A 14002-nucleotide genomic window follows, 5' to 3' on the forward strand; every position below is an offset into this window, starting at 1 on the left:
TAGCGAGCAGTATAAAGGCAGGTGAAGGAGAAGAAAACGACGGGAACTTGTGGGGAATACTTATGTTTTACCCGAAGAGTCGTGCCGTCTGTTTCCCGGGGGCGGCGTAAACGCCTTGCCCGGGCTACGGATTCTGTAGCCCGGACAGGTGCGAAGCGCCGCCTCCGGGGAGGCGGCCTGATTAGCCCAGCGCGCTTTCGCGCAGACGGGTTTTCAGCTTGTTGTACTCGTCAATCACGTACTGCTCGGCGGCCCGCTGGTCGGCAATCGGCTCAATGTTGACGGCGCAGTACTTGTACTCCGGGGTTTTGGTTATCGGGCTCAGGTTCTCGGAAACCAGCTCGTTACAGGCGCCAATCCACCACTGGTAGGTCATATAAACCGCCCCTTTATTTGGGCGATCGCTGACCTGCGCGCGGGTGATGATTTTGCCTTTACGCGAGTTCACCCACACCAGCGCTTCATCCTCAATGCCTAAACGCTCGGCATCGGCGGTGTTGATCTGCGCGTAGCCCGGTTCATCCGCCAGCGCGGCCAGCGCCGCACAGTTGCCGGTCATCGAACGACACGAGTAGTGGCCGACTTCACGCACCGTCGACAGCACCATCGGATACTCGTCGGTGAGCTTGTCAATCGGCGCGACCCAGTCGCAGGTGAAGAACTGCGCCAGACCGTTCGGGGTATCAAACTTCTCTTTAAACAGATAAGAGGTCCCCTGGTCAGCGTCGGACTCATCGCGGCATGGCCACATCACGTAGCCCAGCTCGCCCATTTTCTCGTAGGTAGCGCCGTAGAAATCCGGGCACAGATGACGCAACTCGTCCCAGATCTCCTGGGTGTTGTTGTAGTGCATCTTATAGCCCATACGGGTGGCGATTTCGCTGATGATCTGCCAGTCGGTTTTCAGGTCCCACTTCGGCTCTACCGCTTTAAAGAAGCGCTGGAAGCCGCGGTCCGCTGCGGTATAGACGCCTTCATGCTCGCCCCACGAGGTGGACGGCAGGATGACGTCGGCCGCTGAGGCGGTTTTGGTCATGAAAATATCCTGGACGATAACCAGTTCCAGATCGTCGAAAGCCTTACGCACGGCGGACAGCTCGGCGTCGGTCTGGAGTGGATCTTCCCCCATGATGTACGCTGCCCGCACTTCGCCGTGCGCCGCGCGGTGCGGCAGCTCGCTGATGCGATAGCCGGTATGTTCCGGCAGGCTTTCAACGCCCCAGGCTTTGGCGAACTTCTCGCGATTTTCCGGGAACTTGACGTACTGATAGCCCGGATAGGTATCCGGCAGCGCGCCCATATCGCAGGCGCCCTGAACGTTGTTCTGGCCACGTACCGGGTTAACGCCGACGCTCGGCTTGCCGAGGTTGCCGGTCAGGATCGCCAGGCTGGTCAGCGAACGCACGGTCTCCACGCCCTGATAGAACTGGGTCACGCCCATCCCCCACAGGATCGCGGCGGACTTCGCGTTGGCGTACATGCGGGCGCAGGCGCGGATCTCCTGAGCGCTGACGCCGGTAATCTCTTCCACCGACTCCGGCGTATAGCCTTCGACGATTTTGCGATACTCTTCGAAGCCCTCGGAACGGCTGGCGACGAAGGATTTATCGTAGAGATCCTCTTCGATAATGACATGCCCGATGGCGTTGAGCAGCGCGATGTTCGAGCCGTTTTTCAGCGCAATGTGCATATCGGCGATGCGCGCAGTTTCGATTTTACGCGGATCGCAGACGATGATTTTCGCCCCATTGCGTTTGGCGTTAATCACGTGATTCGCCACAATAGGGTGTGAATCTGCCGGGTTGTACCCGAAGATAAACACGAGGTCGGTGTTGTCGATCTCGGTGATGGCATTACTCATAGCGCCGTTACCGACCGATTGGTGCAGACCTGCAACCGAAGGGCCGTGTCAGACGCGAGCGCAGCAGTCAACGTTATTGGTACCAATAACGGCGCGCGCGAATTTTTGCATCACATAGTTGGTTTCATTACCCGTCCCACGGGACGAACCGGTAGTCTGAATCGCGTCCGGGCCATACTTCTCTTTAATGGCGCTGAGACGAGTGGCGACGTAGTCGAGCGCCTCATCCCAGGAGACGGATTCCAGTTTGCCGCCGCGCTGGCGACGGATCATGGGGGTTTTTAGGCGCGGGGTCAGGATCTGGGTATCGTTAATAAAGTCCCAGCCATAATAGCCTTTCAGACACAGGGTACCCTGGTTGGTTTTCCCCTGTGCCGCCTCAGCCCGGACGATTTTGCCGTTATCGACCACCAGGTTAATTTTGCAACCTGATGCGCAATACGGGCAAACCGTGACGACTTTTTTCATCGGTCTTGCTCCAGTTAATCAATTGGCGCACACGCGCTATCGCGCCATCAATATGCATCTTCTATGCCATGTTTTCATTGTGGGTATCGACTGATAATACGTCGTTTTTTTGGGCGAAATGATGACGAAAAGCAGGCTATCGTCAGTTTTGACGTGTCGATGAAAATACCGCGCGACGGACGTCACGCGGCGTGAGGGTTATTTTTTGGCTACCGGCGCCTGGTAGCCGCCGCCCAGCGTTTTGATCAGCTGAATACTCTGAACTACACGCCGGGAATCGAGTATCAGTAACGACATCTCTTCCGCCAGCACCGGCAGTCTGGCTTCGGTCGCCAGCAAACGGCTGCTAAGCCCGCGTTTATAGGCCGCTTCGGCGGCGGCTTGGGTGTAGCGGAAAGCGCTGACCCGCTCAGCCTGCATTGTGCGCTCATCGTTCAGCGTTTGCAGGCGCGTGCCGTTGATAGCGACATCGCGCACGGCGTCGAGCACCGACTGGTTATAGCGCTCAATCAGCATGTTGCTGGAGGCGCGGGTGCTCTCAAGGTTCGCATTCAGGCGTCCGCCATCAAACAGCGGCAGCGTCAGGCCAGGAATAAAGTTGATCTGCTTGCTGCGGTTTTCGAACAGTTTATCCAGGTGAATGGAATCGACGCCGAAGAACGCTTTGATATCAAAGCTCGGGTAGAACAGGGCGCGCGCGGCGTTCACCTGATTCAGCGAAGCCTGGACATACCAGCGCATAGCCTGTAGATCCGGACGTCGGGCCAGCAAATCGTAGGAGAGCGTAGCTGGAATACCGGTTTGCACCCGCGGCAGAGATACGGGCTTGATCGCAGGGAGATCGCCAGCCCCCGCGCCGATCAGGGCGCGCAGAGTTTCACGAGTTTCGACGATCTGCCCTTTTACCGCGGCGATCTGTTTATCGACCGCCAGCACCTGCGCTCGGGCGCCGTGATAAGGCACCTGCGCCTCCAGGCCATGGGCAACCTTACTCTGGTGCGCTTCTACCGCATACTCAATGACTTCGCGGGTTTGTTGCAACAGGTCGAGCATCTGATAGCTGGCCTGCATGCTGTAGTAAAGCTGAGCGACGCCGGTGGAGATCGCCAGCTCTACGGTGGCTGTCTCGGCGACGGCGGCGTTTTGCGCGCCGATAGCCGCAGCAACGGCAGAACGGTGGACGCCCCATAAATCCAGATCCAGACCGGCGAGCAGCCCAACGGTGCCCTCGGTATAGTAGGGGCCGTCCATCGGCATGAGCCGACTGTCGGATTGGTCGGCGAACGGGCCAAGGAAACCATTGGTCGAAACGCGCTGGCGGTTGAGCATCCCCATGGCGGCAACCTGAAGCTGCGTACCGGCTTCCAGCAGATCGGCCTGCGATTGCGCTTTTTCTTCACGCAGTTTCGCTTCGGCAAGCGTGTGTGACCCGGAAAGCGAGCGCTGAATTAAGGCGTCCAGCTGCGGGTCATTGAACTGACGCCACCACTGCGCCTGCGGCCATCCCTGGCTGGCGAGATGGATATCGCTGGCCAGCTTAATCTGCTCTGGCTGCAGCTGTTGATGCGGCGTGGAATCTTTGCGCACCAGCGCGCAGCCGGAAAGCGCCGTAGCGCTACCGAGCAGGCCGCAGAGTAGTAAGCGTGAAAGGTTACGGGTCATAGTTGAGCGGCTCCTTGCACTTGCTCTTCGGCTGGCGTCAGCGCCGGGCGAGTCCAGTCCGGTAAACGGGCCATTTGCTGCATGACGCGTTGCTCCTGTTGATATAGCGTGGGTGAAATGGCGGTGTCGATAAGCTCGATGACCGGGGGCGTGCTGGCTGCGGCGGCCAGCCCGGCGGCGTATTTTTCCAGGGCATCGGCAAAACGCCCGGCCCGCTCCTGCAATAGCGAATTATCCAGCGCCTGGGCGTCATTCCAGGCGGCATCCCAGGCGTAGAGGATTTCGCGCCCCTGCTGAATAACCGCCTGGCTACGTTTCACCAGCAGCAGACGCTGGTCATCGTCAAGCTGGCGCTCCAGCGCCACCCGCTCGCAGATCTCTTCGCAGCTATTCAACGCCGCATGAACGCCGACGCGCAGTTGCAGATAGGTTCGCTGAGCGGCGGCTTCCTGCTGGCGCGGAACGCGGAGCAATTTGCCAAGCAGACCCAGCGCGCCCGCCAGCTTTTGCGGCAGAGTTTTCGCTTCGCTTTCCGGCCAGATAAAGGTGTAAAGCACCGCTGAAACGACGATGCCAATCATAATACCGAAGGCGCGATCGCGGATTTCCGCCAGGTCGTAAATCGGACCGAAGGCATTTTCCAGCGTCGCCAGCGCGAAGGTGACCACCATTTGCGTACCGATGTATGAAGAGCGTTCTGAGCCGGTGGCGATCCATGAAGCGATGAGAAAAACCGGCGCCAGCACCAGCAGCAGTTCAACGATATTATCCAGCCATGGCATCACAAAAATGGTCATCAGCAGGGCGAGAACCGCGCCGCAGAATGCGCCGCCGAAGCGCAGGGTCATTTTCTGATACGACGAGCCGAGATTGGGGTTAGCGACGATGATGCAGGTCAGCATGCAGGTGTGAATCCCTTCCCAATCGACGCCGGAATAAAAGACGTAGCAGATCATGCACGCCAGCAGCGTTTTCAGGGCGTAACGAATATAGTTCGGATTAGTGAAAGCATCCGGCGCCATGGAGGGTGGTTTGGTTGCAGGCGTGGGCGGCGTGTCCGGGTCCATTTGACCCAGCTGTCGCAGAATCTGACAGGCATTCTCCAGCCCGCATTCGCGTGCCGCAGCGGTCTCTTCAGCGCTCAGTTGCCACTCGCTATGCCAGGTCTCCCCGTCGCTAATGGCGTTTTTCAGGGCGGCGATTTCGCTTTGCAGCTTTTGCCGTAGAGAATCGATTGTCTGATTTTTGGCAAAGGCGGCGGCGTCGTAGCGGTTCAGCGTGGCGTAAAGGTAGGTCACCGTCGTGACGCAGGTTTGCCACCATGCGCTTCTTGCTCGCCAGTCGGCATCATCGGCCATACAGAAGACGTTCAGTTTTTGCAGCTCTAACGCTTCCTGTTCAATGCGCTTTTCAGGTAGCGGTTCGGCGGATTGCGTCAGGCGGCTGGCGGCGTCATCAAGCCGCGCGCACAGGGCTGCGCGCATCTGATCCGCCGCGCGGGCGGGAAACCACAGGACGCCGATCAGTACCATCAGCAGCGTCGGGTAGAGTCCCACGACGATACACCATAGCGTCAGACGAACGACGACTTCGGGGTAATCGAGCATTCCGGGGAAAGATTGCCCGTAGATTGAAACAATCGCCACGGCGAAGAAGACCAGCCCCAGGCGATGGGCGCGCATCATAAACATACAGCCCAGCAAAATTACGCCAGCGACGATCAGCCGCACGAGCGGATAGCTATAAGACCATTTGTAGATCAGAAATAAGCTGCCGATTTCCATCGCCGTGGCCACCACGAACAGGATCGCCACGAATTTGGTATAGAAGGCGTTGGACTGGATACCGTAAAACAGCACCGCCAGCGAAAGCGCCAGAAAGGGGATCTCGAAGGTCATTGAGATCAGCACCACCAGCAGGCAGCCAACCCAAAGCTGCATGGTTTGCGGCACTCTGCCGGGGCGCTCTTCGCTTAATTCCTCGCGAAAAAAAGCCAGCGCTTTGACCAGCGGCAGCGGCAGGTAATTAAGCGCGTTCATCATTGCGGCTCGAGAGTGGCGACCGCCGATGCGCCGATGCGGAACATCTCTGCGTCGGGTTTATCCACCATGATTTTTACCGGGAAGCGCTGGGCCACGCGAACCCAGTTAATCGAACGGGAAACCCGCGGCAGACCGCCCAGCACCAGACCGCCGTCGTCAGGCAGTACGCCGTAGCCGACGGAATCGACTTTACCGGCGAAGGTTTTGCCGCTGTCGCTCATCAGACGAATAGTCGCGGGTGTACCGGTGTGGATGTTTTTCAACTCCGTTTCGCGGAAGTTGGCGATGACGTACCAGTGGCGGGTATCAATCAGGGTAAAGAGCGGACGCATAGCGGAGGCAAACTGGCCGATGGAGGTTTTTAATGCGACCACCCGTCCATCGAACGGTGCGCGAACCGTCGCCATTTCAAGATGTAGTTTAGTGAGCGCGATATCTGCTTCAACGGCGACTCGCTGGGCAACCAGCGCATCGATGCCGCTGACCGCGCTGGCGGCCTGTTGCGCCTGGAGCAATACCGCATTAAGGTCGGCTGCGGCGGCGCGCTGCGCCGTTCTGGCGCGATCGACATCCTCTGCGGAAACAAAACCTTCCTTGAGCAATGGCTCGGTGCGGCGCAGGGTATCGCTGGCCTGTTTGGCCGCCGCGCGGGCTTTGGCGACCGTCGCCTGAACGGAGTCAGCGCCATATTTTTGCGCGTCTACGCTGCGCTGGGTGAGCATAATCTGTTTATCCAGCGCGGCAAGAGAAGCTTCGGCTTTCGCCAGGTTCATTTCATAGGTTCGGGGATCGATGCGAAACAGCAGATCGCCCTGCTTGACCTGCTGGTTATCGCTAACCGCCAGTTCGACAATGCGGCCGCTGACTTCCGGAACCACATCAATCGTATCCGCTGAAGCGTAGGCATCGTTAGTAGCGGGCGCGCTATCCAGCCGCCAGATGACAACGAGTAAAACGACGACGGCCAGTAGTACCAGAAGCAGAGCCGGTAATTTATTGCGAGGAATTTTTTTCGACGAACTTTCCATGAGTGCATCTCAATAGGGGTTAGAAAAATACCAGCCAGAACAGCATGGAGTAGAGAGCAAAGAGGGCGGTATAAATAACGCCTGCAAGCGCTGGCATTTTATATTTGAGCAGAATAACCCGCCGCGTGATGAGCGTAAGGATGACTCCGGCAATAATGCAGAAGAGCCATCCAGGATAATAGGCGCCAATGACCGGAATTGCCGGAGATAATGTACATCCCGTCAACAATGCGGCCGGAGTGAGCCAGCATATATTTTTTAGCTGCATCACAATACTGGATTTAACCGTTTGCATAATGAAATACATCCTGTCTATTGCGAAAAATATCCCGTGTGAATGTAAAACAGGAAAAAGAGGTCACAGTATCCCCATTTTTAATTGAGAGTGAAATGTCTTTATTAATCATCCGCATTCATAACTTATTTATATTTTTTATTGTTTTTAGGTGTTTATATTTCCCTCATGGATGTATTCGCTTCCGGAAAAGAATAGAAATTTCCGGAAGCGAGCCTGATTAATTAGGCGTAACGATATTCACCCACAGTTCAAATTGATCGAGCGTGGAGAAGATTTCATCCAGCTTTGCCGCATCGCCGGTGACTTTGGCTTTCCCTGTTTTCAGCAGATCGGCCATTTTGGCCTGGCCGGTCAACACGTCGTGCAGGTCAGCACGGCTGATAGTGAAGGATGCATCGGGCTTCTGCTGAGAAGCCTGGCGATAGTTGAGCACGCTATTGTTCAGCGTCAGATTCAGGGTTTCGCCTCGATCAAGATTGAAATTCAGGCTGATATTTTTGCCTGCCGCTTTCTCGCTATCCAGACGGACTGCCATGTAATCAAACAGCATTTCGACCGTCATACCCTTGATGGTGTCGGGTGAATTTGAGGTATTGTGGGTGAGTTTATGCACGCCTTCGCGCAGCTCTTTCGCGCCGGTTAAGTAGAAACCGCGCCAGGTTGCGGACTCCGCCTGATAACCCAATTGCTCAAAGGAATTCGCTTGCAGATCTTTTGCCGCCTGGTTTTGCGGTTCGGCGGCAATCACCTGCTTGAGCAGTTCTGATGTCCAGCGATAGTCGCCCTTGTCATAAGCTTTTTGCGCCAGCTCAATTGCCTGTTTTGCGCCGCCCAGCGCTTCGACGTAGCGTTTACCCATATCGACCTGGCCGTAGGGGTTGAGGTTGGCCGGGTTGCCGTCAAAGTAACCGAGATAGAAGTTATAAACCGCGCGGGCGTTGTGGCTTACGGAACCATAGTAGCCGCGGCTGGCCCAGTTATTCTCCAGCGCTGGGGGCAACTTAATCATGTTGCCGATTTCGTTCATCGTATAGCCCTGATTAGCCAGATGGAGCGTCTGGTCATGGATATACTTGATGGTGTCGCGATATTTGCCGATATAGTCGTTAATGTGCTGGTTACCCCAGACCGGCCAGGTATGCGGCATAAACAGTACTTCAGCCTGACTGCCCCACATATCGAGCGTTTCATTCAGGTAATCGGTCCATTTACTGGTATCGCGCGTTTTAGCGCCGCGCAGGGTGTAGAAGTTATGCAGCGTATGGGTGGTATTTTCTGCGGTACATAATGCTTTAAGCGCCGGGATATAGAAGTGCATTTCTGATGGCGCCTCGCTGCCCGGCGCCATTAAAAAGTCAAATTCCAGGCCATCGATATTCAGTTTTTCACCGGTTTTGGTTATCGATTTGGTCGGGGCGATGATCGTTGGGTTGCCCGCACTGATGGTGACGCCCAGACCGTTGCCGATATTGCCCTGAGCGTTATGGGGTAGCAACAGACCATAAGAGTAGAGAACCCGGCGGTTCATAATATTCCCGGCCAGCACGTTTTCGCTGATGGCTTCTTCCATAAACCCGGCTGGAGCAATAACCTGCACTTTGCCTGTTTTAACATCCTCTTCGCTGACGATACCTTTGACGCCGCCATAGTGATCGGTGTGGCTATGGGTATAGATGACGGCAACAATAGGTTTTTGCGGGCGATGCTGATAGTAGAGGTCGAGGCTGGATTTTGCGGCCTCCGGGCTGACAAGGGGATCAACAACGATGATACCCGTATCGCCTTCAATAAAGGTAATATTGGAAATATCCTGGCCGCGGACCTGATACATGCGTTCGGTGACTTTAAACAGGCCGGAAATACCGTTGATTTGCGACTGCCGCCACAGGCTGGGGTTCACCGTGTCGGGGGCTGGCGCATTGATATCGAATTTATAATCCTCCCCCCGATAATAGGTTTTCCCATCAGCATTTTTCAGAATACCTTGATTGAGAAGCGGGGCGATAAATCCCCGCTGCGCATCATCAAAGTCCTGACGGTCGTTAAAGGGTAGCGACTGAGTATATTGCTGGTTAATTTGCTGCGTATATTGCGTGGCTGGCTGGGCGGTTTCGCTCGCAAAAGAGGTGTTAACTAATAACCCTGTTGCGACAGCAATGGCAATAAAAGTCCTGTTCAAACGGAATAACTGCAAGTTATTCATATAAATCTCCATTTATCATTTGTATTGTGAATTTATTTAGTTAAAAGAAGGGCTGCTTTATTTCTTTCCCATAATAAGATGTTTTTTTATGTTTATAGAATAAGAAATGTGAGATGGGCACCTCTTTTTATGAGGTATTTGTGCGGATTGCGATAGGGTGATTAATGAAGTTATTACATTCAATTATGATTTATAAAATCAGGGGCATTTAACTGCATATGATTTATGGTCATATTATGGGCCAGATACCGATATGAGCGGCATCCGGCCTGACGTTAAATATCATACTGTAACAGGAAGGGGTAAATAACGGCTGCGTGCCAGCGCCGCCGCGCCCTGGGCGCCGTTAAACGCTGATGATGACGCGGCGATAAAGCGTACGGCCTGATACGGCAGCGGACGGCGAACGTAGGTTTTGACCATCGCGATTAAGGTATCGCGCGGGAAGGCGGGCATATCCATCACACCGCCGCCAAGAATTACCGCGTCGGGATCGAACAGGTTGACGCTGGTGGCGATAGCGCGGGCGGCGTGGTTTAGCAACGTCTGGACAAACGGCTCCTGCTCGGCGTGGACGAACAGTTCGCCCAGCTCGTACGCTCGCGGCTGCTGTTCATACCAGCGCTTGAGCGCAATGCCGGAGCAAACGGTTTCCAGACAGGCGGGGTTGCCGCAGGCGCAGGTGAGGGCGTCATCGCCCAGCGGAATATGCCCCAGCTCGCCCGCCACGCCGTGCGCGCCGGTCCACGGCCCGCCGTTCAGCCAGACCGCGAAGCCCATACCGGTGCCAAGATAGGCCGCCAGCACCTCCTGCTCCTGCAGGCCATTCTCCTGTACATCAAAAGAGAGCTGCAGATTCACATCGCGGGAAAACTCCACCGGGCAGCATAGCGCTGCTTCCAGCCGGTCGGCCAGGTTGTAGAGGTCGTCGGCGGCGAGAGGTAGATTGGGCGTTGAGATAATCGTCCGCTTGTCTTTTGCCACCAGCGCCGGGAACCCCATCACCAGCCCGCAGCAACGGGCGTCGTGCAGGGGCAGCTGCTGCTGCAACAGGTTTTTAATGCCGTTGACCAGGCCGTCGGCGCTAATCACGTCCGCGGTGCGCCGCTTTTCGCAGTGCAGCGCTTCGCCCTGCGCGGTTTGCAGGCAAAGGCGGATATGGGTCGCGCCCATATCCACGCCCGCAACAACGTTACGCTGTTTTTGCATGAGGCAGTACCTCGTGTTTCGCCGCCAGGATCTGCTCGACCATGATCTGCCACGCATCTTCAATCTTCTCGGCGTGATTAAAGAGGCCTGAAGTGCCGACGATAAAGACGTCCGCGCCCGCCGCCATCAGTTTTTGATAGGTGGCTTTATTGCAGGAGCCATCGATTTCGATCTCGTAGTTCAGCCCTTCGCGCTCGCGCCAGGCTTTCAGTTCGCCGATTTTTTCCAGCATCTCCGGGATAAACGGTTGCCCGGCGAAGCCCGGATCGACGGTCATCACCGTGATTTTGTCGGCTTTATGAATGTAGTACTTCATGGCCTCGACCGGGGTTTCCGGGTTGAGGATCAGCCCGACCTTCATGCCGTGGCGGCGGATCTCTTCGATCAGACGGAAGGCCTGGCCGTTAATCGTTTCCGGATGCAGGGTGATAAAATCCGCCCCCGCCTGCGCCAGCTGGCTAATGTAGTCCTGCGGGCGGGTGACCATCAGATGGCAGTCCAGCGGCTTGCTGGCCAGCTTTTTCACCTGGCCGACGAAAAACGGCGACAGGGTCAGGTTCGGTACAAAATGACCGTCCATAATGTCGATGTGAAAATAGTCTGCGTGCTGGTCGATAAACTCGATCTGTTCTTTGAATTTCAGCAGATCCATACACATTAAAGAGGGAGCAATTTTCATTATAAATTCCTTACTTACTGATAAGACGGTCGAGGGCGACAGCCGCGATGATTAATCCGCCCATTACCACCAGCTGGTAGTAGGTTTGTACTTGCAGAATGTTCAGTCCGTTATTGATGGTGCCGATAATCAGGCCGCCGATGACCACCGAGAAGATGCGTCCTTTGCCGCCGAAGAAGCTGGTGCCGCCGATGATGGCGCTGGCGATGGCGTAGGTTTCAAAGCCCATCCCCGCCAGCGGTTCCGCCGCCCCGAGACGCGCGGTGGAGACCACGCCCGCCAGCCCGGCGCAAACGCCGGAGATAATGAACACCAGCAGCATGTGGAATTTGACGTCGATACCGGAGTAGAAAGCGGAGTTCTTGTTGCCGCCCAGCGCGTAGATGTTGCGGCCCACGCGCATGCGGGTGGTCAGGAACCAGAGGATCACCGCCACAATCAGCGAGAAAATCACCGGAACCGGTATACCCAGCGGCGTGGCGGCGAAGAAGTTAACGAAATCAAACGAGAAGCCGTATACCGAGTTGGCATCGGAAATCACCAGGGTGATACCGCGAAAGATAGCGTTGGTGCCGAGGGTGATAATGAACGGGTGCAGGCCGGTCCAGTTGACCAGGCAGCCGTTGATGGCGCCCAGCGCGCCGCCGACCAGCACGCCGCCAATCAGCGCCGCGAGGAACGGATCGACGCCCGCCAGCATCAGCTTAGCGGTGACCATCCCGGAGAGCGCGAGGATCGCCCCGACCGACAGATCGATCCCGGCGACGAGGATCGCGAAGAATTCGCCCATGCCGATCAGGACGGTAACCGAACTTTGGACGAAGATCTGCGTAATGTTGTTGGTCGTCAGAAAGTACTCTGACGACAGGGTGCCGAAGATCGCGACGATAATGGCGAGGATAAAAAAAGTGCCGTATTTATCCCAGAATAGCGCGAAGTTAAACGGTTTTTTCTCGTCCATATCGCCTTTCACTCTTGTGGTAGTGCCCATGCCATAATCTCCTCTTCGCTCAAGTCGTCGCGATTGGTCAGGATTTGCGTCAGTCGCCCTTCGCAGAACACGGCAATGCGGTCGCAGACGGCGATAATTTCAGGTAGTTCGGATGACACCATCAGGATGACTTTTCCGTCATCGGCCAGCTGGCGCATCACTTTATAAATTTCGGCTTTCGCGCCGACGTCGATACCGCGCGTCGGCTCGTCAAAAATGATCACTTCGGGGCTGCAGCACAGCCATTTGGAAATCAGCACCTTCTGCTGGTTGCCGCCGGAAAGCTCGGTGATGTTCTGATCGACCGAATGGCACTTCAGCGCCAGCAGCTTGCGCTGCTCTTCCGCCGTTTTGCGTTCGTCGCCTTCGCGGAACAGCCCCATGGCCCCTTTGTAGCCGCCGCGCTTCAGGCTCTGGCTGACCGCCATGTTCTGAGCGATGGAAAAATTGGGGAAAAAGCCGTTTTCCCGGCGGCTTTCGGTGATGTAGCCCATCCCTTTTTTTAAGGCGTCCAGCGGCGAGCGGGGGGAGATCGCTTTGCCATTGAGATAAATTTCACCGCCGCTACGTTTATCAACCCCAAACAGGCAGTCCATGAGCTCCGTGCGCCCGGAGCCGACCAGCCCAGCAAAACCGAGAATTTCGCCGCGATTCACGCTAAACGAGATATCGCGTACCTTTTTCTTGTCATGGCTGGTAACGTTTTTCACTTCGAATACCGTCTCGCGGACGATATTGCCGGTGCTCTCTTTCATGGCGTTAAAGCGGTTTTGCAGCTCGCGACCGACCATCAGGCGTACGATGTCGTCGTTATTCACTTCGCTGACCATTCCGCTGCAGACGCTGCTGCCGTCTTTCATCACCGTGTAGCGGTCGCAGATGCGGCGTATTTCCGCCAGCTTGTGCGAGATATAAACAATGGCGGTGCCCTCTTTACGCAGCTGGTTCATGATCAGGAACAGATAGTCCACCTCTTTGTTGGTCAGCGAGGAGGTCGGCTCATCCATGATCAGCACTTTGGCGTCGAGCATCAGCGTTTTGGCTATTTCCAGCATCTGCTTATGGCTGATGGAGAGATTCGCCACCTTTTCGTCTAAATCGATCTTCAGCCCGACGCGCAGCAGCATCATTGCCGCCCGCACGCGCATCTCTCGCCAGTCGATGACGTTAACGCCGCAGACTTTTTTCGTCAGATGACGGCCAATATATAAATTCTCCAGCACCGTTAATTCATCAATGACGCTGAGCTCCTGATAAATAATGCCGATGCCGAGCTGGGCCGCTAATTTATGGTCCAGCTTGTCGTAGTTGACATTATTAATGGTAATGGTGCCTTTGGTCGGTTCATGGATTCCCGACAATACTTTCATCAGCGTTGATTTACCGGCACCATTTTCCCCTAATAACGCATGTATTTCGTGCGGGTAAATAGTTAAATCAACCGATTTTAATGCGTGAACCGGGCCAAAGGATTTGCCGATCCCCGCCATTGAAATATATGGCGTGAGCATAGAAAATTTCCTTCATTACCTCTGGGTGAATTCCCCTCTCCCAAAGGAAA

At 55.6% G+C, this 14002-nt stretch carries 10 protein-coding genes; all 10 read right to left on the reverse strand.

Annotated elements, in window-relative coordinates; genetic code table 11:
* Positions 1–181 precede the first annotated feature (181 nt).
* Positions 182–2329, reverse strand: a complete 2148-nt coding sequence (fdhF, locus tag CMQ96_RS16335) for a formate dehydrogenase subunit alpha (protein ID WP_077598917.1) — start codon at positions 2327–2329, stop codon at positions 182–184.
* A 198-nt stretch (positions 2330–2527) separates the two neighbouring features.
* On the reverse strand, positions 2528–3991 hold the full coding sequence (locus CMQ96_RS16340; RefSeq protein WP_024360208.1) for an MdtP family multidrug efflux transporter outer membrane subunit: 1464 nt from the start codon (positions 3989–3991) through the stop codon (positions 2528–2530).
* Positions 3988–6030: a multidrug efflux transporter permease subunit MdtO gene (gene mdtO / locus CMQ96_RS16345; RefSeq protein WP_098067028.1), complete on the reverse strand. Its 2043-nt coding sequence runs from the start codon at positions 6028–6030 to the stop codon at positions 3988–3990. The genes CMQ96_RS16340 and mdtO overlap by 4 nt, the downstream gene beginning before the upstream one ends.
* Complete coding sequence (gene mdtN / locus CMQ96_RS16350; RefSeq protein WP_024360210.1) at positions 6030–7061, reverse strand: multidrug transporter subunit MdtN; 1032 nt, start codon at positions 7059–7061, stop codon at positions 6030–6032. The genes mdtO and mdtN overlap by 1 nt, the downstream gene beginning before the upstream one ends.
* 19 nt (positions 7062–7080) lie before the next feature.
* Positions 7081–7356, reverse strand: coding sequence for a YtcA family lipoprotein (locus CMQ96_RS16355; RefSeq protein ID WP_024360211.1), 276 nt, complete (start codon positions 7354–7356; stop codon positions 7081–7083).
* Positions 7357–7576: 220 nt separating this feature from the next.
* A complete protein-coding gene (locus CMQ96_RS16360; protein WP_098067029.1) occupies positions 7577–9562 on the reverse strand; it encodes an alkyl/aryl-sulfatase in 1986 nt (661 codons plus the stop codon).
* 282 nt (positions 9563–9844) lie between these two features.
* Positions 9845–10771, reverse strand: a complete 927-nt coding sequence (gene alsK / locus CMQ96_RS16365; protein WP_098067030.1) for an allose kinase — start codon at positions 10769–10771, stop codon at positions 9845–9847.
* Positions 10755–11450 carry a D-allulose 6-phosphate 3-epimerase gene (gene alsE / locus CMQ96_RS16370; RefSeq protein WP_004137478.1) on the reverse strand — a complete coding sequence of 232 codons (696 nt, stop codon included), beginning with the start codon at positions 11448–11450 and terminating at the stop codon, positions 10755–10757. Before alsE ends, alsK begins: the two co-directional genes overlap by 17 nt.
* Positions 11451–11460: 10 nt before the next feature.
* Positions 11461–12441: a D-allose ABC transporter permease gene (gene alsC / locus CMQ96_RS16375; RefSeq protein WP_004127887.1), complete on the reverse strand. Its 981-nt coding sequence runs from the start codon at positions 12439–12441 to the stop codon at positions 11461–11463.
* A complete protein-coding gene (gene alsA, locus CMQ96_RS16380) occupies positions 12420–13952 on the reverse strand; it encodes a D-allose ABC transporter ATP-binding protein AlsA (protein ID WP_024360215.1) in 1533 nt (510 codons plus the stop codon). The genes alsC and alsA overlap by 22 nt, the downstream gene beginning before the upstream one ends.
* Positions 13953–14002 lie beyond the last annotated feature (50 nt).

The organism is Klebsiella sp. MBT K-1 (assembly GCF_002556465.1).
In the GTDB taxonomy this organism is placed as follows: Bacteria; Pseudomonadota; Gammaproteobacteria; order Enterobacterales; family Enterobacteriaceae; genus Klebsiella; species Klebsiella grimontii.